A 20,417-nucleotide genomic window follows, 5' to 3' on the forward strand; every position below is an offset into this window, starting at 1 on the left:
CAGCCTCATGACGGACGAATCAGGCGATTCCGGAGAACGCGAAGGGCTGCGCGCCAAGCGCGAGCATGGTGTCAGTCGCGCCGAGTTCAGGGCCCAGATGCAGTCGAAGAAGGCCGATCTCGAACGTCAAATGCTGGCGACCCGGGCGCAGCTGGATGCGACTCAGGAACGTATCCAGGCGCGCACCGGGCGCAACCTGATCCTGGCAACCCTGATCGGGCTCGCGCTTGGCTTGTTCATGCTGTTCAGCCTCATCTTCATCAAAGACCTGTTCATGGTCTGCGCGATCGCGTTCGTGGGCTTCACGGCCTTCGAGCTCGCTCAGGCTCTCCGTCTCGCCGGACGTAACGTGCCGCGCGTACCGGTCGTCCTGGCATCCGTGGGTGTCGTGCCTGCCGCGTTCTACCTCGGCGCGGCGGGCCAGTGGCTGGGCACGCTCGCCGGCATTGGGTTGATCGCCCTGTGGCGGCTGGCTTTTCTCGTCCGGCGCGCCCACCGCGCTCCCTCCCGGGAGGTGCTCGGCGACATCGGTGGTGGCTTCCTGATCCAGGCCTACGTCGTCTTTCTCGGCAGCTTTTCTGTGCTCCTGGTCGCCCAGCCCGACGGGCAGTGGTGGACCCTCGCCTTCCTGCTGCTGGTCATCTCCGCCGACACCGCGGCGTACGCCGCCGGCCTCAGCTTCGGCAAGCACCGCATGGTCCCCTCAATCAGCCCGAAGAAGACCTGGGAAGGGTTCGCTGGCGCCGGCGTCGCCTGTATCGGGATCGGCGTGCTGCTGGCAGTGTTCATGCTCGACCAGCCCTGGTGGTTCGGCCTCGTCTTCGGTGTGGTCATCTTGTTCACCGCGACCTTCGGCGACCTGGCCGAATCCCTGATCAAGCGTGACCTCGGCATCAAGGACATGAGCTCCTGGCTGCCTGGTCACGGCGGTCTCCTCGACCGGTTGGATTCGATCCTGCCGTCGGCCGCAGCCGCGTACGCCCTCTACCTGATTTTCGCTTAGCGGCCTCGGTTTAGTCAGGCGCGCGGCAGTGAGGCAGAATGTTCCGGTGACCTCCACCTTCCCTCGGACCGGCAAGAAGACGCTCGGCTACAGCGCTCCGCAGGTGGAGGAGTTCCTCGCTGTCGCCCGAAAAGCGTATGACGCCACCGACGACAGCGTCGGGTTGACCGCCGAGGACATCCGTCACACTGCGTTCAGCATGCACAAGGGCGGATATTCGCCTGCGCACGTGGATGCGGCCCTCGAGCGTCTCGAAGACGCCTTCGCGACGCGCGACCGGGACCGTGCGGCGCAGGCGCAGGGCACCGAGGCGTGGCTCGCTGAGGTGCATGACCTCGCTCAGGTGCTCGTGAACCGGCTCAGCCGGAAGGACGGACACCGCTTCCACCGGGTGAGCGTTCTCAGCGTCGGCTACAGCCGGGCGGATGTCGACCGGTTCTCCCACAAGCTCGTCCGGTACTTCGAAGACGGGCTCCCCATAACGGTGGAAGATGTGCGCTGCGCCGTGTTCCGGCCCCAGCGCGGCGGTTACCGGGAAGCCCAGGTCGACGTTGTGCTGGACAGCGTCGTCGATGTGATCCTGGCCGTCCGTTGAGTTGCGCCGCGCGCCGTGTCGAGGTCAATCGGCACCGTTATCTGGCTGTTATGTCGGATTTCCGATAGGATCGGCAAATCGTGGGTAGACATTTGAACATCATTGCATCCGAACACGCCGGTAGGCCCTTCAAGGTGAGAATGAGAAGGTCCCGCTCGCGCGGGCGCGTCCCCCTCTTCGCCTTCACCGCCGCAGCGGCGTTCGTGCTCGTCACTATCGTCGACCCGTATTCCGGCGCGACGGCGTCACCCTACTTCCAGGTTGCCGGCGACCGATTCAACGGTGAGGCAGCCCAGGAGATCCAGGTCGCTGCGGCAGCCTCGAACATCTTCACGCGTGACAGTTTCACCGTCACCGAGAAACCCAAGCCTGTTCCCGTTCCCGTCGCCGCTCCCGTCGCGTCCAAGTCCGCGTCGAGTTCGGCTCCATCGGCGGCCGTTCCTGACCCCGGTTCGGCGCAGGCGATCGCCGCTGATGCGGTGGCCGCCCGCGGCTGGGGCGACGATCAGTTCAACTGTCTCGTGTCGCTCTGGAACAAGGAGTCCGGCTGGCGCGTCAATGCGGAGAACAGCTCCAGCGGTGCCTACGGAATCCCGCAGTCACTGCCGGGCTCCAAGATGGCCACCGCCGGCGACGACTGGGCGACCAACCCCGCGACCCAGATCCAGTGGGGCCTCGGCTACATCTCGGGCCGCTATGGCACCCCCTGCGGCGCCTGGGCGCACTCCGGCGACGTCGGCTGGTACTAGCGCTCCTTGTTCTTCCAGGCTCGCACATAGACTGGCTCAATGGCCCGCAGCAACCGACCCCGTGGCCGCAAGCCCGGTCCGGGAGCCGCTGATGACGGCCTTGAGCGGATGCGCGCCGGCTGGCGACGCACGGAAACCCGCCGCGACGGCCTCTGGACGGTGCAACCCGTACCGGGGCCGCAAGCCGTGAAGTCGTACGTGTGCCCCGGTTGCCACCGCCAGGTTGCGCCCGGCACCGCGCACGTGGTCGCCTGGCGCGGCGACGGCGTCATGGGTGAGGCATCCGACCTTGCCGCGAGGCGCCACTGGCACTCGCACTGCTGGAAGATCAAATAACCGCCCAAGCGGCACCAGGGGAGAAACCATGACTTCGAGTGTGGAAATTCGCGGCGGCGTCGAGCTACCGGCCGTGCGCGAGCAGATCGAGCTGCACACCGCGGACGGCCTGACCTTGGTCGGCGAACTGGCCACGCCCGTGAGCCGGGCACCGGTGGCGACGCTGGTGACGCTGCATCCGCTGCCCACCCACGGCGGCTTCATGGACTCGCACATCCTGCGCAAGGCGGCCGGGCGGCTGCCGGCCTTGGCCGACCTGGCGGTGCTGCGCTTCAACACTCGCGGCACGACCTCGCCGCGCGGCACGAGTGGCGGCAGCTTCGGCGGCGGCGTCGATGAGCGCCTCGACGTTGCCGCCGCGATGGCGTTCGTCGCCGAGCGCGGGCTGCCCGATCCCTGGCTGCTCGGCTGGTCGTTCGGCACGGAGCTTGCAATCAAGTACGGCCTGGAGCACCCGATCCGGGGTGCCATCCTCTTGTCTCCGCCACTGCACCGGGCCTCTGACGCCGAGCTGGCCGCCTGGACCGGCCGGAACGCGCGGCTGGTGGCCGTCATCCCCGAGTTCGACGACTATCTCCGCCCCGAGGAGGCCCGGGAACGCTTCGCGAGCGTGCCGGACACCCGGCTCATCGCCGTGGAGGGCGGGAAGCACCTGTGGGTGGGGGAGAGTGCCACCCGCCGCGTACTCGACGAGATCGTCGCCGTGGTCAACCCGGCCGCCGCGCCTCTGCCCACGGAGTGGACTGCGTCGGCCTAGTACCCGATCGGCCTAGAGTTTGTTCTGTCGGGGGATCACGACCTGCTTGATGATCATGATGGTTGCCGCGGCGACGGGGATGGCGATCAGCGCGCCGAGGATGCCGAGCAGACTGCCGCCCGCGAGAGCGGCGACCACAACGACGGCGCCGGGAACGGACACGGCCCGGTTCATGATGTTGGGGCTGAGCAGGTAGGCCTCTACCTGCATGTAGATCAGGTAGTAGATCGCGGCGACCAACGCTGTGAACGTCGAGCTGCCGATTCCGGGGATCAGGCAGGTCAGCACGATGATGATCGACCCGGAGATCGTGCCCACGAGGGGGATCAGCGAGAACAGGAACGCGATCAGCGCGAGCAGCGCCGGGAACGGCGCGCCGATGATCGACAGGAAGGTGAAGCTGAGCACGCCGTTGCAGAGCGCCAGGGCTCCCTGGCCGATCACGAATCGGCCGACGGATGTCGTGATCTGCTCGCTGAGATCGGCGAACCGAGCCCGCTTCGAGGCTGGTACCAGCTGGTATACGGCCTGCTTGATGCTGTTCAGCGATGCCGTGAAGTACAGCGTGAGGATCAGGATGATCAGGGCGCCGAAAAGTCCGCTGACGATGGCGAGGCCGGACTGGATGATCGTGCTCGTGATGTTGGTGATGTTGCCGCCGACGAAATCGGTGACCGACTCTGTGATTTTCGACAGCGGGAGAGCCGGAAACTGCCTCTGTACATCGGCGAGAAAGGTGGAGGTGTTGATCGACGTGACCAGGTCCGGGATGGCCTTGGAGAGGTTGGAGACCTGGTTGACGATGATCGGCACGACGGCGAAGATCACTCCGGTCAGAACCCCGATCACGGCAACAAGCACCGTGAGCATGGCTGCCCAGCGGGGAAACCTCTTCTTCTCCAGCCAGGAGATGGCCGGGTCGAGCCCGAGCGCGAGGAACAGTGCCGCACCGATGTAGGTGATGATCGTTTGCAGAGTGATCACCGACGTGATGATGAGCAGGCCGACGCCGACGCCCAGGGTGCCGATCAGTCCGACGCGAAAAGCATTCTGGATCTTCACTGATATCCCCTCGGCTGGTGTCAGCGCTCGTCGTCGTCGCTGGCGGCGACCTTTTCCGCCTGTGTGAGCAGACCGCGCAGGCTCTCGAAGTAGCCGGCCACGGCGTCACGCTCAATCCTAATCTGGGACAGACGCTCCTCCGCGTCGGCCACAAGCACGCGCGTGCGCAGTTCGGCATCGGTCGCCAGCGCGGCGGCCCGCGTCTCGGCGTCCCGCACCAGACGTTCCGCCGACTCCTCGGCAACCTTCTTCGATGCCCTGACCTCGTCGCGGGCGGAGGCGTCCAGCTGGTCGTTCAATGCGCGCAGTTCGACCGTGCGCCGGTTGGTCTCGGCAAGCTGCTTGGTGGCATCCGCGACGAACTTCTGCGTCTGGGCCACCGCCTCCTGGTGGCGCTGCAGCTGGCCCTGCTCCGCTTCGTCCCGCCGGGCCTTCAGCTCGACGTCGAGGTCGGCCCTGGTCTGATCGATCTCGCGCTTGAGCTTGGCGGCTTCGTGCTCTCCCCGCTTGCGGGTGGCCGTCAGATGGTTCTCCAGGTCGATGCGCAGCTGCTCGCTTTCGGCGGTGAAGTCGGCGCGGGTCTGCTCATTGTCCCGACCGAGGTCGGCGTGTGACTGTTCGATCTCGGCCGCGAGGCCCACGCGCGCCTTGTCGACCTCGCGGCTGAGGTCGGCGCGCTGGCGTTCGAGGTCGCGGGCTAGGTCGGTCTGGGCCTGCTCGCTTTCAACGGACAAATCGGCGCGCTGCTGCAGCGTCTCCCGTTCGAGGTCGGTTTTCGCCTGCTCGATCTCGATCGCGAGAAGGTTGCGGGCCTGCTCGGTCTCGTGGGCGAGGTCGATGCGAGCCTGTTCGGTTTCCCGGGCGAGGTCTATGCGGTGCTGTTCCGTCTCGGCGGCGAGGTCGATGCGAGCCTGTTCGGTTTCCCGGGCCAGGTCGGCGCGTTGCTGGTCGAGTTCGTGGGCGACTTCGGAGCGGGTCAACTCGGTCTCGCTCGTGAGCCCGGCCGCGACCTCGCGGGCCTCGGTCGCCTCCCGCTGGGCCACCACGCGAACCTCGGCGGCCTCGCGCTCCGCTTCCGAGCGGATCGCGGCGACTTCCCGCTTCACGGTTGCGCGCAGCTCGGCGGCCTCGGTGGCCACCGCTCCGCGGATGGCCGCCGCTTCGTGCACGGCGTCCTGGGTGAGCGTGGTGGAGTCCTCGTGGGCCCGGGCGAGTAAGTCGTCGGCTTCAGCGACGGCATCATTGAGGATGCGGCCGGCCTTGACCGCGGCATCCGACAGTGCCCGTTCGGCCTGCTCCTTGCCCTCGCGGAGCAGGGTCTGCACTTCGCTTGCTGCGGAGGCGCGCAGCCGTTCGGCGTCGATGTCCGCCTGGGCGATCACCCTCGTCGACTGCTCTTCCGCCACGCGCAGGGTGTTCTCGAGCTTGGTGCCGAGGCCGGAGAACGTGGGGCTGCCGACCTCTTCGATTTCCGCGTTCAGATCGTCGATCTGGGTGGTGAGACGTTTGATTTCCTTCTTCGCCTCGGTGCCCTGGGTATTCGCCTGAATCAGGTCGCGGCGCAGTCCCTGGATGGTCTTGTCGACTTCGTCGCGGTCGTAGCCGCGGAATACCTGGGTGAAGTCTGCTTCGTCGTTCGCCACGCTGTCTCCTCAAAATGGGCCTCTGACCCCCGTTTACGGACTGACGAAGGAAGCCTCCACAATTTTAGTCTGTTCAGGAGGCACTGGCGCGTCCCAACCCGAGGGATTATTAGGTGCCTCTCAGGGGCAACCAGTATCGTAAGACGTCCTGTCTGTTGCTGATCGGGCCCGCATCCGGGTCCAACGTGCCCGTGTGCGCGATGAGCGGCCGGCGACACAGGAGGGTTGACGTGCGTTTTGTTCTTGCCATAGTGGCATTCGTCCTTGCTGCGGCAATGATTGTGCTCGGCATCGCCCAGCGGACCATTTTTCTCGATCCGGCCTCGGTGAGCCTGAGCGCATCCGTGGAGGACGCCCGCTTCGCGGTGGTCGAGCCCAGTGCTCTCAACGCCGTGCCGGGAAGCCAGACGATCACCGTCAGCGGTTCCGACACGGTTTTCCTGGCCTACGGGCGCACCGACGACGTCAAGGCGTGGCTCGGAGACGAACCGTACGTCGACATCCGCAAGGACAAGGACACGGTCGCCCTCAGCAGCACACTCATCGATCCGGCTACGGAGGCCGAATCGGCCGCCGAGTCTGAGTCCGGCTCTGCGGCGCCAGCGGACTCCGCGGCTGAGTCGGAGACGGTCACCAACCCGGAGGGCTCCGACCTGTGGCTGCAGGAGTTCACGGCTGAGAACACGCTGACCACCACTCTCAAGGTTCCCGACGGCATCTCCCTGATCGTGGCCTCCGACGGCACGGCCTCCGCGCCCACAGATGTCAGCCTGTCCTGGCCCACCGACAACTCCACACCCTGGGCAGGCCCGCTGATCGTCGGCGGCGCGGCCGTCGGCCTAATCGGCTTGATCATCTACCTCCTGGCGCTCCTGCACCTGCGCCGCTCCCGCGGTCCCCGCCGCAATCTGCCCCGCGGGCCACGGATGCCCCGGCTCCCGCGCGTGCCCCGTCCGAAGGCCATCAAGCCGAGCCAGATCAACGGATCCGGTAAGTCGATCGCTCGGTCCATGGTCGCCATGCCCCTGATCCTGGTCAGCGGTTTGGTGCTCAGCGGTTGCTCGGCCGATTTCTGGCCGGCCACGTCCGCTCCCGACGCCGCCACCAGCGGGACGCCGGCTCCGACCGACACCGCCGGCCCGGCCCAGGACGTGCCGCCGCCCGCCGTGACGGTGCCGCAGCTCGAACGCATCGTGGCCGATATCGCCTCGCTGACCGCGGATGCCGATGCGAACCTCAACGCCGACATCCTCGCCACCCGGTTCACCGGCCCGGCACTGGAGAAGCGACTGGCGAACTACAAGATCCGGGGGGCCGACCCGGCCATCGCCGCGCTGCCGGCGCTGCCCACGTCACCCCTCCGGCTCACGCTGCCGCAGCAGTCCTCCACCTGGCCGCGCGTCGTCATGACGGTCCTCCAGGACGAGGCTGACACTGCCGCCGCGCCGACGGCCCTCGTGCTGCGACAGGAGTCGCCGCGGGCCGACTACCTGGTCGAATACATGATTCAGCTTGAAGCGGCCGCCACGGTTCCCAAGGTCGCCCCGGCGACCATCGGCGCCCCGATCATTGCACCCGACTCCACGTTCCTCCTGCTCTCACCCGACCAGGTCGCCGCGGCCTACGCCGACGTGCTCCAGCTGGGGGAGGCCAGCCCCTCCTACGCCCTGTTCGAGGCGGAGGGCGACAGCTTCCGCACCCAGGTCACCGAACTGAAGACCTCACGCCAGGCCGGCCTGCCCTCGACGGCGTCGATCGAATTCGGTGCGGCCGCCGGCACCGGGCGCACCGTGGCATTGGCGACCAACGACTCCGGCAGTATCGTCGCCGTGAGCCTGACCGAGACCGAGACGGTGAAACCGGTGGATGCCGGCGCGACCGTGAGCCCCGAGGGTGCCAGCAAGGCCCTCTCCGGCATCACCGCCACGGCCAAGGGCATCACCAGCACCTACGGCGACCAGCTCCTGTTCCATGTTCCGGCCGCCGGTTCGAACGAAAAAATCGTCTTCCTTGGTTTCTCCCAGGGTCTGATCTCATCAACGGAGCTTCCATGAGTGTTGTCCCCCCGTCCTTGTCCGGCATGAACCTGCGCGGAGCCGTCGACCTGTCTACGCTGGTGAACCGTCCACCGGCGCCGGCCGCGGGCGCACCGCCGGCGCCGGGCGCACCGCCGGCGCCGGGCGTGCCCGGTACACCCGCGGCGGGTCCGGTCGCGGTACCCAGCCTCGTGCTCGAGGGCACGGATGCGAATTTCGGCGAAATACTGGAACTCTCGATGAGTGTTCCGGTCATCGTGGACCTCTGGGCCGCATGGTGTGAGCCGTGCAAGCAGCTCACGCCGATCCTGGAAAAGCTCGTCCTGGAATACGCCGGCCAGTTCGTGCTGGCCAAGGTCGACGTGGACTCGAACCCGCAGCTCACCCAGGCCTTCCAGGCGCAATCGATCCCGACCGTGGCCGCCGTGATCGGCGGTCAGCCGGTGCAGCTGTTCAGTGGCGCACTGCCTGAGGGCCAGGTGCGCGAGGTTCTGCACCGGGTCTTCGAGCTCGCGGCGCAGCACGGCGTCACCGCCATTGCCGCCGCCCCGGAGGCCTCCGGCGACGCCGAAGCGGAGGCGCCGGCCTCCGGAGAACCCGAGCTGCCGCCGCTGCACCAAGAGGCCTACGACGCCATCGACCGCGGAGACTATGACGCGGCGATCGCTCTCTACAAGACCGCGCTGGCGCGGGACCCCCGGGACCAGATGGCCGTCGCCGGCCTGGCCCAGGTGAGCCTCCTGGCCCGGTTGCACGGCAAGACCATGGCCGAGATCCGCTCAGCCGCCGCGGCCGCGCCCGACGACCTGCTAACGCAGCTCGCGGTCGCCGACCTCGACCTCTCCGGCGGTCACATCGAGGATGCCTTCGATCGGCTGCTCGCCCTCTTTCCCGCGCAGGAGCCGGCCGGCCGCAACCTGATCCGCGAGCGCATCCTGGAGATGTTCGAGGTCATCGGCCAAGACGACCCGCGGGTGCCGCCCACCCGCTCCCGCCTCACCGCGCTGCTGTACTAAACGACGGCGTCGAGCCAATTCGACGGAGATTTTGGTCTAGAACCGCTTTTTAGTGGTGTCTAGCGCTGATTTCGGCAAAATCTCCGTCGAATTCGTTTGGAATGGAGTCGCTCAGGCCCACGCGTCCGAAGTGGCAAAAAAATGGCCCCGTCGGCGTTTTGACGGGGCCATTTCCGCGCTCTCGCGAACTGGGGCGAAGCGGGTCAGCGTTGCAGGCGCAGCCAGAGACCGGCCAGCGGGGGCAGGGTCACCACAGCGGATGCCGGGCGTCCGGCCCACGGCACGTCGAGCGCGGTCACGGCACCCAGGTTTCCGACCCCGGAGCCGCCGAAGTCCGCGGCATCCGTGTTCAGAATCTCTTCCCACACCCCGGCGAACGGCAGGCCGACCTGGTAACCGTTGTGCGGCGCCCCGGAGAAGTTGAACAGGCAGGCAATGGGGTTGCCGTCGGTGTCCCAGCGCAGGAACGAGACCACGTTCTGGGCGGCCGCGCCGCCCTCGAGCAGCTCGAAGCCGCTCGGGTCGTTGTCCTTAGCCCAAAGGCTCGGGTTCGACCGGTACACCCGGTTCAGTTGACCGACAAGCGTGCACAGGCCGCGGTGAGCCGGCTGGTCGAGGGTCCACCAGTCCAGGCCGCGCTCTTCGCTCCACTCAGAGCGCTGCCCGAATTCCTGGCCCATGAACAGAAGTTGCTTGCCGGGGTGCGCCCACATGAAGGCGAGGTAGGCGCGCACGTTGGCGAGCTGCTGCCAGGAGTCACCGGGCATCTTCGCGACCAGCGAGCCCTTGCCGTGCACGACCTCGTCGTGGCTGATCGGCAACAGGAAATTCTCGCTGAACGCGTAGACGAATGAGAACGTGATCTGGTTGTGGTGGTGCGCCCGGTACATCGGGTCGACCTGCATGTACTCCAGCGTGTCGTGCATCCAGCCCATGTTCCATTTGAAACCGAACCCGAGACCACCGGCACTGGTCTGCGCCGTGACCCCACCCCAGTTAGTGGACTCCTCGGCGATCATGACCGCTCCGGGATTGCGCTTGTAGGCGGTGGCCGTGATCTCCTGCAACAGGCTGATCGCCTCGAGGTTCTCGTTGCCGCCGTGGATGTTCGGCTCCCACTGACCGTCTTCGCGGGAGTAGTCCAGGTAGAGCATCGAGGCCACGGCGTCGACCCGCAGCCCGTCGATGTGGAACTCCTCGAGCCAGTAGAGGGCGTTCGCGACCAGAAAGTTGCGAACCTGCTTCTGGCCGAAGTCGAAGACGTAGGTGCCCCAGTCCATCTGCTCGCCGCGGCGAGGGTCGGGATGCTCATACAGCGCTTCGCCGTCGAAGCGGGCCAGCGCAAAGTCGTCCTTCGGGAAGTGCCCGGGCACCCAGTCCATCAAGACGCCGATGCCGGCCTGGTGCAGCCGGTCGATCAGGTAGCGCAGGTCGTCGGGGTGGCCGAACCGGCTCGTCGGCGCGTAGTAGCCGGTGACCTGGTAGCCCCACGAGCCGCCGAACGGATGCTCGGTGAGCGGCATGAACTCCACGTGCGTGAACGCCAGTTCGTTCAGATAGTCGATCAGCTGGTCGGCGAGGTCGCGGTAGCTCAGCCCCGGACGCCACGACCCGACGTGCATCTCGTAGATGCTCATGGCCCGGTTGTGGGGGTCGGTGGCCGAACGGTCGGTGAGCCAGCGGGCATCCGCCCACTCGTAGCTGGTCTCACCGATGATGGAGGCCGTCTTGGGCGGGATCTCGGTGTAGCGGGCCATCGGGTCGGCCTTACGCACCCAGTCGCCCGAGCGGGTCATCAGCTCGAACTTGTAGTTGGAGCCGGCGGTCAGCCCGGGCACGAACAACTCCCAGACCCCGGTGCTGCCCATGTTGCGCATGGCGTGCAGCGTGCCGGTCCAGGCGTTGAAGTCGCCGATCACGCGGACGGCCCGGGCATGCGGGGCCCACACGGCGAAGGATGTGCCAGACGTGGTGCCGAGCGGGCCCGCGTTCGGCCGGTAGTGGGCGCCGAGAACATCCCACAGGCGTTCGTGTCGACCCTCGCCGAGAAGGTGCAGGTCGAGCTCGCCGAGGGTGGGCAGGTAGCGATAGGGGTCATCGACGATCCAGGTGGGGGCGTCGCTGTAGCGGGCCTCCAGCAGGTAGTCCTGAAGGCCGAGAGTGCTCACGCCCTGCCAGATACCGTGGCCCAGGTGAGCCAGCTCTACATGCGCGCCCGTGGGCAGCACGGCGAAGACCTCGGTCGCGAGCGGGCGGAGGGCACGGATGACGGTGAGCGGGTCCGCGATACCGGCCTGCTCGATCAGGTGCTGGCCGAGGACCTCGTGCGGGTTGTAGTAGCTGCCGGTGGAGACGGCCTGGAGGACGTGGTCGGCGATGACCGGCAGCTCGAACGGCGCGGGGGAGTGCAGCGCTCCGGCAGGCTTCGGCACGCTCGCCTTGACGGTTCCCTGAGGCTGGGCGGCGCCCGCCTTGTCCAGGGTCTTCTTGTCAGCGGTCTTTTTGTCTGCGGCCCTTTTGGCCGCCGGACCTCCCTGTGCGTGCTTCATTGAGCTGGTCCTTTCACGTGCAGGATGTGCACCGGTTCGGTGAATGCGTTGAGGCGCACGAAGTTGTCGGCCGACCAGGTCCAGATGGCACCGGTGATCAGGTCCTCGACCTCGAACACGGAGCCGTACGGCAGACCGAACCGGGCGACGTCGAGGTGCACGACGGTTTGGCGCACGGAGTGGGGGTCGACGTTGGCGACGATGATCAATGCGTCCGAGTGCCCGCTGCCTGTGAACGGCGCGTCGAGGAATTTGCTGTAGACGAGGATCCCCTCGTCTTCGCTCTCGTGGAGATCGAGGTTGCGCAGCTGCCCGAGGGCCGGGTGCTCGGCGCGGATGCGGTTGAGGAGGGTGAGGTAGGGCGCCAGGGACGCGCCGGCCGCTTCGGCGCCCGCGAAGTCACGCGGCCGGTACTGGTACTTCTCGTTGTCGATGTTCTCCTCGGCGCCGGGCCGGGCCACGCACTCAAACAGGTCGAAGCCCGTGTACACGCCCCAGGTCGGCGCCGCGGTGGCCGCGAGGGCCGCCCGGATCTTGAACGCCGCCGGGCCGCCGAACTGCAGATACTCGGAGAGGATGTCGGGAGTGTTCACGAACAGGTTCGGTCGCAGGAAGTCGGCGGTCTCGTGGGCGAGGCCATCGAAGAATTCCGCAAGTTCCTGCTTCGTGTTGCGCCAGGTGAAGTAGGTGTACGACTGCTGGAACCCCACCTTGCCCAGGCCCTGCAGCAGGGCCGGCCGGGTGAAGGCCTCGGCGAGGAAGAAGACATCGGGGAATTCGGCGTTGATCTCGAAAATCAGCCACTCCCAGAAATCGAGCGGCTTCGTGTGCGGGTTGTCGACCCGGAAGATATTGACGCCCACTCCGATCCAGTACCGCACGATCCGCAGCACCTCGGCGCGGATACCCAGAGGGTCGTTGTCGAAGTTGACCGGGTAGATGTCCTGATACTTCTTCGGCGGGTTCTCGGCGTAGGCGATGGACCCGTCGGGCAGCGTGGTGAACCACTCCGGGTGCTCGGTGACCCAGGGGTGGTCGGGCGACGCCTGCAGGGCCAGGTCGAGCGCGACCTCGAGGCCGTTCTCGCGAGCGACCGCAAGAAAGAACTGGAAGTCGGCGACGGTGCCGAGGTCCGGGTGGATGGCGTCGTGGCCGCCGTCCGCCGACCCGATCGCCCAGGGCGAGCCGGGGTCGTTCGGTCCGGCGTTGAGGGTGTTGTTGGGTCCCTTGCGGAAAGCCAGGCCGATCGGGTGGATCGGCGGCAGGTAGAGCACGTTGAAGCCCATCGCGGCGACGGCCGGAAGCCGGTTAGCCGCGGTGCGGAAGGTGCCGCTCTGCCAGGAGCCTTCGGCGCGCTTCACGGCGCCCTCCGACCGAGGGAAGAACTCGTACCAGGAGCCGACGCCGGCCCGGGTGCGTTCGACCAGCACGGTCCGGGATTCCGAGACCGATTCGAGGCTAGCCATCGGGCGCACGGCGGCCGCGGCAGCCAGCTTCGGGCTGCTGAGCACATCGAAGCGGGCGGCGACGGACTTGGCCGGGTCGACGAGGGACTTCGCGGCCGCGGTGAACGTGCGCCGCTCGTTCAGAGGGCGGGTCTTGACGGCGCTCTCTCGGATGAGCAGCTCAGAGCCGATCAGGAACATGAGTTCCACATCGACCTCGGCGGGGATCTTCAGCGAGGCGTTGTGCCGCCAGGTGGCCCAGTCGTCGGCGTAGGCGCGCACGCGGTAGGTCCAGCGGCCCTGGGTTCCGAGGGTGACGAGCGTCTCCCAGCGGTCGGTGCCGGGGGAGTTCAGGGACATCGGATGCTGCGACTCGGTTCCATCGGGAGCGGTCAGCAGCAGCATGACGCCGATGAGGTCGTGTCCCTCCCTGAACGCGGTCGCGGCGAACGGAACCGCTTCGCCCACGAACGCCTTCGCGGGCCAGAGGTCGTCGTTCAACTGAGGGGACAGATCGAGGATCGGGATACGGCCGATCCGGGGTTCTGCCGGGTCTGTCGTCTGGACTTCCTGAACCGCGCCGAGGGTTTCAGGAGCCGCGCCTGTGCGTTTTACTGTCTTAGCCACCTACTGACCGTAGCGCGGATTGGGGGTGTAATGCTGCCTCTATTCACCCGCCGGACACGCCCCGCGCCTAGGCTGAGGATGTGAAAGCGATCCGCAAATTTACCGTCCGAACCGTGCTGCCCGAGTCGCTCGCCGCGCTCGACGAGCTTGCCGGCAACCTGCGCTGGTCCTGGCATGAGCCGACCCGCCAGTTGTTCGAGCACATCGCCCCTAAATTGTGGCGTGAGAGCGGTACCGACCCGGTCGCGTTGCTGGGGGCCGTCGGCACGGCCCGCCTCGAAGCCCTCGCTCAGGACAACGACTACGTGGCGTGGGCGAACGCCACCCGCGACGAACTGCGCGAGTACCTCGAGAAGCCCCGCTGGTACCAGGGGCTCGAGGGCGACAAGCCGGCATCCATCGCCTATTTCTCCCCGGAGTTCGGCATCGCCGCCGCGTTGCCGCAGTACTCGGGCGGCCTCGGCATCCTCGCCGGCGATCACCTGAAGAGCGCCTCGGACCTTGGCGTGCCGCTGGTCGGTGTTGGCCTGTTCTACCGTGCCGGGTACTTCAGCCAGGCCATCTCACCCGACGGCTGGCAGCTGGAGAGCTACCCGCTGCTCGACCCCGACGGCCTGCCGCTGTCGGTGCTGCGCCGGGCCGACGGCTCGCCCGTGCAGGTCTCCCTCGCACTTCCCGACGACCGGACCCTGCACGCGCGGGTCTGGCAGGCGATGGTCGGTCGCATCCGGCTCTTGATGCTCGACACCGACATCCCCGAGAACACCGACGACCTGCGACTGGTCACCGACCGCCTGTACGGCGGCGGCGGCGAACACCGTCTGCTGCAGGAGCTGCTGCTCGGCATCGGCGGCGCGCGCGCCGTGAAGAAGTGGAGCAGCCTCAACGGCCAGGCCGACCCTGAGGTGTTCCACACCAACGAGGGTCACGCCGGTTTTCTCGGCCTCGAGCGCATCTCCAGCCTGATCGGCGAGGGGCTCAGTTTTTCGGAGGCGCTGCAGGTGGCCCGGGCCGGAACGGTGTTCACGACCCACACGCCGGTCGCCGCCGGCATCGACCGGTTCGAGCGCAGCCTGGTGCGGCGCTACTTCGAGACCGACCTGCTTCCGGGCGTCGCCGTCGACGACCTCCTCGCCCTCGGCGCGGAGAACTTCCAGGATGGCAACCCGGACGTCTTCAACATGGCCCTGATGGGCCTGCGACTGGGGCAGCGCGCCAACGGCGTCTCGAAGCTGCACGGCGAGGTCAGCCGGGTGATGTTCAAGGGTCTATGGCCAGGTTTCGACGCCGACGACGTGCCGATCGCCTCGATCACGAACGGTGTGCACGCCCCCACCTGGACCGACCCGGCCCTTCTCGCGCTCGCGCAGAGCCGTCTGGGCACCAGCGACACGTCCGACGCCGATTGGGCGTCGCCCGCCGTGTCCGACACGGACCTGTGGCAGGTGCGCGGCCAGATGCGCCTGCAGTTCGTCGAGGACGCCCGCCGACGGATCGCCGCGGCCTGGGAGGGCCAGAACCCGGGCGGCATCGTGCCGTCCTGGATCGGGCGGGTCTTCGACCCGAACGTTCTCACGATCGGGTTCGCCCGCCGCGTGCCGACCTACAAACGTCTGACCCTGATGCTGCACGACCCCGAGCGGTTGCGCGCGCTGCTGCTGCACTCCGAACACCCGATTCAAATCGTAATCGCAGGCAAATCGCATCCGGCCGACGAGGAGGGCAAGCGCCTGATCCAGAGGATCGTGCAGTTCGCGGCCGACCCGGCGCTGCGCACCAAGATCGCGTTCCTGCCCGACTACAACATCGGTATGGCCCAGCTGATGTACCCAGGCACGGATGTCTGGCTCAACAATCCGCTGCGCCCGCTCGAGGCGTGCGGCACGTCCGGCATGAAGGCGGCCCTCAACGGCGCCCTCAACCTGTCGATCCTCGACGGCTGGTGGCCGGAATACTACGACGGCAACAACGGTTGGGCGATCCCCACCGCAGACGCCGCCGGTGACGCGGCCGAACGTGACCGGCTCGAGGCGGACGCGCTGTACGAGCTGATCGAGCACCAGGTCGCACCGAAGTTCTACGACCGCAACGCCGACGGAGTGCCCGAACGCTGGGTCTCCTCGATTCGGCAGACGCTCGCGAAGCTCTCACCGGAACTCAACGCCGGTCGGATGGTGCGCCAGTACGTGCAGGAGCTGTACCGGCCTGCCGGCACGGCCGCGGCCCGCCTGTCCGAGAACAACTACCGGGCCGCCCGGGAATTGGCCGCCTGGAAGGGGCGGATCGTCTCGGCCTGGCCCGGCGTCGCCGTGACCCACGTCGAATCCGGCGGCGTCGCCCCGGTGCCGCAGGTCGGCGACGAACTGCACCTCCGCGCACACGTGCAGTTGAACGGTCTTGCGCCCGAGGACGTCACCGTCGAGGTCGTCTACGGCAAGAGCCTCACCAATGACGACCTGAGTGACGTCAACACCCTGCCGCTCAATACGGAACCGTTGGGGACCGGTGCGACGGATGCCAGTACGCCGACGCTCTTCACCGGCACGATAGAACTCGACCGTGGTGGCGCATTCGGCTACACGGTGCGGGTCGTGCCGCACAACGCGCTTCTGGTGAGCCCCGCCGAGATGGGTCTGATCGCCGTCGCCGGCTAGCGCTGACCGGCCTCACGAAAAAGCACCTTCGTTCCGACGGAGGTGTTTTTTCGTGCGGTTACGGGCGCGCGATCGCCGCGAAGACCGCGGAGGCGGCCCGGGCCAGATCGGCCGGCGTCAGCTCGATGTCGAAACCGCGGCGCCCGCCGGAGACGAAGACGGTGTCGAACGTCAGGGCGCTCTCGTCGACCACGGTCGTGAGCCGGCTCTTCTGGCCGATCGGGCTGATACCGCCCACCACGTAGCCGGTCTTGCGCTCGGCGAGCGACGGGTCTGCCATCACGGCCCTCTTTGCACCCACGGCGGTGGCCAAAGCCTTGAGGTCGAGCTGGCCGGTGACCGGCACGACGCCGACGACCAGCCGGCCGTCGACATCCGTCAGCAGAGTCTTGAACACCCGGCCGGCGGCGACGTCGAGTTTCTCCGCCGCTTCCAGGCCGAAACTCGTCGACGACGCCTCGTGCGCGTAGGCGTGCGGGGTGAACGGGATGCCGGCGCGCACCAGCGCCACCGTCGCCGGAGTACCGGCGCTTCCCTCCACCCGTTTGGCCACGGTCAGCGGCCCCCGGTCCGGTTGCCCATGGTCCGGTTGCCCATGGTCCGGTTGCCCACGCTCAGTGCGCCCGGAGCAGCTGCATCGAGGCGGCCGGTACGAGGAACCGGTCGCCGGGGGCGTGCTCGATGACGGCGTCGCTCAGGTCGTCGTGGCTGGAATCCCAGAGCAGCGAGTACGAGGTGACGCCCGTGTGCAGGGGCAGCGTCACCGTCACCTCCTCCTCACGGCCCTGCACGATCAGCAGGATACGGTTGAAATCCTCGTGCTCCGGGGTGCTCGCCGCCAGGTACTGCAGAGTGCGCTCACCGGACGAGTGCCAGTCGTCCTCGGACATGGACCGGCCCTCCGCGTTGTACCAGTTCATTTCGCTGGCGCTGAGGGTCGTCTCACCGGGGCGTCCGAACCGTACCGGGCGCAGCGCCGGGTTCTCGCGGCGCAGCTGGAGCAGGCGCCGAGTCACCCGGTGCAGGTCCTCCTGCCAGTCGTCGAGGTCCCAATTCAACCAGGTGAGCTCACTGTCGTGGCAGTAGGCGTTGTTGTTGCCGCGCTGGCTGCGACCGAATTCGTCGCCCGCGGTGATCATCGGCACGCCGGCCGACAGCAGCAGGGTCGCGAGCAGGTTGCGCATGGCCTTGCGCCGGGCGGTCAGGATGTCCCGGTCCCGGGTCGGACCCTCCGCGCCGTGATTGAACGAGTTGTTGGAGTCGGTGCCGTCGCGGTTCGACTCCCCGTTGCCGACGTTGTGCTTGACGTTGTACGAGGTCAAATCGGCCATCGTGAAACCGTCGTGGGCCGTGATGAAGTTGAGCGAGGCGAGCGGGCCGCGCTCCCGGGAGAAGGTGTTCGCGGAACCTGCGAGGCGGGTCGCAAAGCGCCCGATCCCGCTCCCGGCGTGCCCGTCGCGGGCGGCCGCCAGGTCGGTCAGCCAGAACGACCGCATGCGGTCGCGGTAGCGGTCGTTCCACTCGGTCCAGCCGTCCGGGAAATTGCCGGTCTGCCAGCCGCCCATCCCGATGTCCCAGGGCTCGGCGATCAGCTTGACCGTCGAGAGTTCCGGGTCGGCCGTGATCGAGGCGAGCAGCGGGCTGTCCGCCTGGAAGTCGACGTTCTCGTCCCGGGCGAGCGTGGCGGACAGGTCGAAGCGGAAACCGTCGATCTGCACCTCGTTCGCCCAGTAGCGCAGCGAGTCGAGCACGAGTCGGCGGGGAACGTCGTGGGAGACGTTCAGGGTGTTGCCGCAACCCGTGACGTCGATGTATCCGCCGGCGCTGTTCTGCCGGTAGTAGGCGGCGTTGTCGATGCCGCGGAGGCTGCTGACGGGGCCGTTCGGGCCCTCCTCGGCGGTGTGGTTGTAGACCACGTCGAGGATGACCTCGAGGCCGGCCTCGTGTAGGAGCTTGACCATGCCCTTGAATTCCCGGAGCACCGCTTCGGGACCGGCGGCCTGGGACTTCTGGGTGGCGTAGTCGGCGTGCGGTGAAAAGAAGTTGAAGGTGTTGTAACCCCAATAATTGCTCAGACCCTGCTTTATCAGGCGCTGCTCGGACACGAACGCCTGCACCGGCAACAGTTCGACGCTGGTCACGCCGAGGTTCTTCAGGTAGCCGATGGTCGACTCGTGGGCAAGGCCCGCATAGGTGCCGCGGAGGTTCGCCGGCACCGAGGGGCTGAGGTTGGTGAGGCCGCGAACGTGGGCCTCGTAGACCACGGTGTGGTCCAGGGCGATCCTCGGTTTGACCGAACCGGCCCAGTCGAAATCGCCGTCGACTACGGAAGACTGCCACTGGTCGGGGCCGACCCGCACGAGTCCCCGGGAATAGGGTTCGATCAGTGTCTTCTCGGGGTGGAAGGAGTTGCGGGGGGCGGTGGGACCAGAGACGCGGATGCCGTAGCGGCGTCCGGGGGAGAGGGTTCGGGAGTGTCCGGACCAGACGCCGTGCTCATCCTTGACCATGGGCACGGTCTTGATGATCCAGTGGGGGTCGGTGGCGTCGAAGATGCACAGGTCGATGGCGTCGGCGGTCTCCGACCACACGCGGAGTTCGCCGCCGTGGGTCGTGACTCGCACGCCGAGGCTGCGCAGGGGATCAGGCGGGGTCATGCGTTCTAGAGTAATGAGTACAGAAGCCGTGATTTACCACCAGGAGACCCGCCGGTGGGACCTGGCGAAACTCGAGCGAGCGCGAAAGGAGCGAGATGGCGATCTATCTGGACCATGCGGCAACCACCCCCATGCTGCCCGAAGCCATTGACGCCTACGTTCGGGCGATGGGGGTGGTGGGCAATCCCGCATCCGTTCACAGCCAGGGTCAGAACGCAAAACGGATGCTCGAGGAGGCCCGCGAGCAGGTCGCTGCCAGCCTCGGCTGCGACCCGATCGAGGTAGTCTTCACCGGCGGCGGCACCGAGGCGATCAACCTCGGCATCAAGGGGCTGTTCTGGGCCAGGCAGCCGCGCACCCGCATCCTCGTTCCCGGAGGCGAGCACCACGCCACCATGGACACGGTCGAGTGGCTCGATCGGCACGAGGGAGCCGTAGTCGAGTGGCTGCCGCTGGACGCCGTCGGCCGGATCGACCTGGCAGCGGTTGCCCAATCCATCGCCGCGAACCCCGACGACATCGCCCTGATCACCTGTCTCAGCGCCAACAACGAGGTCGGAACCCTGCAGCCGGTCGCCGAGGTGGCCGCGCTCGCCGCGGCGCACGGCATCCCGGTGCACGTCGACGCGGTGGCGGCGTACGGCCACGTTCCGATCGATTTCCACGCCCTCAGCCAGGCCGGCGTGGCCGCGCTCAGCGTCTCGGCACACAAGATCGGCGGCCCGGTGGGGATCGGGGCGCTCGCCCTCTCGCGCCGGGCCACGGTCGAGCCGCTGCTGCACGGCGGCGGGCAGCAGCGTCAGGTACGCAGCGGCACCCAGGACGTCGCGGCGGCCGTGGCATTCGCGGTCGCGGCAAACGCCCTGCACGACCTTCCAGCGGAGAACGCGCGGATCTCCGCGCTGCGCGAGCGACTCGTCGTCGGCGTCTCTTCGGCCGTACCCTCCGTTGTGGTGAACGGCGACCCGGACCCGCAAAACCATCTGCCGGGCACCGCGCATTTCAGCTTCCCGGGCTGCGAGGGTGACTCGCTCCTGTTCCTGCTCGACGTGGCGGGCATCTCGGTGTCCACGGGGTCTGCCTGCCAGGCGGGCGTGGCCGAGCCCTCCCACGTGCTGCGCGCCATGGGCCGCAGCGAAGTGGAGGCGCGCGGCGCCCTGCGGATCACCCTCGGCCGCACCAACACCGAGGCCGACGTCGACGCTCTGCTCGCCGCTCTCCCGGCCGCCCACGTCCGGGCGGCCCGGGCCGGCCTGGCCGACCGGATGCCGGGCCGCTGAGCCGCGCC

At 67.6% G+C, this 20,417-nt stretch carries 15 protein-coding genes; 9 read left to right on the forward strand and 6 right to left on the reverse strand.

All coding sequences use genetic code 11. The annotated features are described in order from the left end of the window. Positions 1-7: 7 nt before the first annotated feature. From E3T34_RS11375 to E3T34_RS11395, 5 genes are all read left to right on the forward strand, one after another. Entirely contained in the window at positions 8-1,003 is a 996-nt protein-coding gene (locus E3T34_RS11375; RefSeq protein WP_233191535.1) for a phosphatidate cytidylyltransferase, read from the forward strand. Between the two features lie 46 nt (positions 1,004-1,049). After that, positions 1,050-1,598, forward strand: a complete 549-nt coding sequence (locus E3T34_RS11380; protein ID WP_104103179.1) for a DivIVA domain-containing protein — start codon at positions 1,050-1,052, stop codon at positions 1,596-1,598. A 140-nt stretch (positions 1,599-1,738) separates the two neighbouring features. Then, complete coding sequence (locus E3T34_RS11385) at positions 1,739-2,347, forward strand: lytic transglycosylase domain-containing protein (RefSeq protein ID WP_104103181.1); 609 nt, start codon at positions 1,739-1,741, stop codon at positions 2,345-2,347. A 39-nt stretch (positions 2,348-2,386) separates the two neighbouring features. Continuing rightward, positions 2,387-2,683 carry a hypothetical protein gene (locus E3T34_RS11390; RefSeq protein WP_134343041.1) on the forward strand — a complete coding sequence of 99 codons (297 nt, stop codon included), beginning with the start codon at positions 2,387-2,389 and terminating at the stop codon, positions 2,681-2,683. A 28-nt stretch (positions 2,684-2,711) separates the two neighbouring features. After that, positions 2,712-3,440: an alpha/beta hydrolase gene (locus E3T34_RS11395; protein ID WP_134343042.1), complete on the forward strand. Its 729-nt coding sequence runs from the start codon at positions 2,712-2,714 to the stop codon at positions 3,438-3,440. Positions 3,441-3,452: 12 nt separating this feature from the next. On the opposite strand, the gene E3T34_RS11400 is transcribed toward E3T34_RS11395, so the two are convergent. Beyond that, positions 3,453-4,502 (reverse strand): AI-2E family transporter, encoded by a 1,050-nt coding sequence (locus E3T34_RS11400; RefSeq protein ID WP_104103192.1) that lies wholly within the window; start codon positions 4,500-4,502, stop codon positions 3,453-3,455. Between the two features lie 20 nt (positions 4,503-4,522). Continuing rightward, positions 4,523-6,145 (reverse strand): hypothetical protein, encoded by a 1,623-nt coding sequence (locus E3T34_RS11405; protein ID WP_104103195.1) that lies wholly within the window; start codon positions 6,143-6,145, stop codon positions 4,523-4,525. Positions 6,146-6,396: 251 nt separating this feature from the next. Here E3T34_RS11405 and E3T34_RS11410 point away from each other — a divergent pair, with 251 nt between their 5' ends. Next, the gene (locus E3T34_RS11410; protein ID WP_134343043.1) at positions 6,397-8,199 is read left to right on the forward strand and encodes a hypothetical protein; all 1,803 of its coding nucleotides are present in this window, start codon (positions 6,397-6,399) and stop codon (positions 8,197-8,199) included. Next, a complete protein-coding gene (locus E3T34_RS11415; protein WP_134343044.1) occupies positions 8,196-9,197 on the forward strand; it encodes a tetratricopeptide repeat protein in 1,002 nt (333 codons plus the stop codon). Before E3T34_RS11410 ends, E3T34_RS11415 begins: the two co-directional genes overlap by 4 nt. Positions 9,198-9,400: 203 nt before the next feature. Here the strand turns inward: E3T34_RS11415 and glgB are convergent, their stop codons facing one another. Both glgB and E3T34_RS11425 read right to left on the reverse strand, forming a co-directional pair. Then, positions 9,401-11,746, reverse strand: a complete 2,346-nt coding sequence (gene glgB, locus E3T34_RS11420; RefSeq protein WP_134343045.1) for a 1,4-alpha-glucan branching protein GlgB — start codon at positions 11,744-11,746, stop codon at positions 9,401-9,403. Continuing rightward, the gene (locus tag E3T34_RS11425; RefSeq protein ID WP_174843138.1) at positions 11,743-13,818 is read right to left on the reverse strand and encodes a maltotransferase domain-containing protein; all 2,076 of its coding nucleotides are present in this window, start codon (positions 13,816-13,818) and stop codon (positions 11,743-11,745) included. Before E3T34_RS11425 ends, glgB begins: the two co-directional genes overlap by 4 nt. Positions 13,819-13,898: 80 nt before the next feature. Here E3T34_RS11425 and glgP point away from each other — a divergent pair, with 80 nt between their 5' ends. Beyond that, positions 13,899-16,472: an alpha-glucan family phosphorylase gene (gene glgP, locus E3T34_RS11430; RefSeq protein ID WP_134343046.1), complete on the forward strand. Its 2,574-nt coding sequence runs from the start codon at positions 13,899-13,901 to the stop codon at positions 16,470-16,472. A 58-nt stretch (positions 16,473-16,530) separates the two neighbouring features. Here glgP and ybaK read toward each other — a convergent pair whose 3' ends face one another. Then, positions 16,531-17,025: a Cys-tRNA(Pro) deacylase gene (gene ybaK, locus E3T34_RS11435; RefSeq protein ID WP_198412283.1), complete on the reverse strand. Its 495-nt coding sequence runs from the start codon at positions 17,023-17,025 to the stop codon at positions 16,531-16,533. Between the two features lie 61 nt (positions 17,026-17,086). Next, positions 17,087-19,129: a glycogen debranching protein GlgX gene (gene glgX, locus E3T34_RS11440; RefSeq protein WP_104103214.1), complete on the reverse strand. Its 2,043-nt coding sequence runs from the start codon at positions 19,127-19,129 to the stop codon at positions 17,087-17,089. Between the two features lie 95 nt (positions 19,130-19,224). Here glgX and E3T34_RS11445 point away from each other — a divergent pair, with 95 nt between their 5' ends. Next, a complete protein-coding gene (locus E3T34_RS11445; RefSeq protein ID WP_104103217.1) occupies positions 19,225-20,409 on the forward strand; it encodes a cysteine desulfurase family protein in 1,185 nt (394 codons plus the stop codon). Positions 20,410-20,417: the final 8 nt, after the last annotated feature.

It is taken from the genome of Cryobacterium sp. TMT1-62, from assembly GCF_004403145.1.
Lineage (GTDB): Bacteria > Actinomycetota > Actinomycetes > Actinomycetales > Microbacteriaceae > Cryobacterium > Cryobacterium sandaracinum.